Source organism: Vibrio sp. 2132-1, assembly GCF_033344315.1.
Genome location: NZ_JAWPON010000666.1, coordinates 1 through 566 on the forward strand (window position 1 = coordinate 1; position 566 = coordinate 566).

Annotated in this window: 1 pseudogene; it reads left to right on the top strand. The window is 49.3% G+C overall.

The window, feature by feature from the left end:
* A pseudogene (locus R8N47_RS27280) lies at positions 1 to 566 on the top strand ([protein-PII] uridylyltransferase); the annotation flags it as partial.

The following is a 566-nucleotide window of genomic DNA, read 5'->3' on the forward strand; positions in this document are numbered from 1 at the left end:
GCACTGCGTCGCGGATTAGAAAATCCGGTTGATGTGCGTGAGCGTATTCGCCATAACCAACAGATGGCTTCCGCATTGCTGCGCAAAGAAGGGTTTTCTGCGCGCCAAATCGAAGTGTTGTGGCAACGATTCAAAGCCGACTATTTCTTGCGCCATACTCACACTCAAATCGCTTGGCATTGTGCGCATTTGCTGCGTATGGATGATCCAAACAAGCCGCTGGTACTTATCAGCAAAAAGGCTACGCGCGGTGGAACAGAAGTGTTCGTTTACACCAAAGATCAACCAGCGTTGTTTGCTACCGTGGTGGCGGAGCTCGACCGTCGTAACTTTAACGTTCATGACGCCCAAATCATGACCAGCAAAGACGGCCACGTGATTGATACCTTCATGGTGCTCGATCAACATGGAGAAGCCATTGACGAATCTCGACATGCTGCCGTGATTAAACACCTCACTCACGTACTGGAAGCGGGTCGTCCGACGAAGATTAAAACGCGCCGCACCCCAAATAAACTTCAACACTTCAATGTGAAAACCAAAGTCGATTTCTTACCAACAAAAGG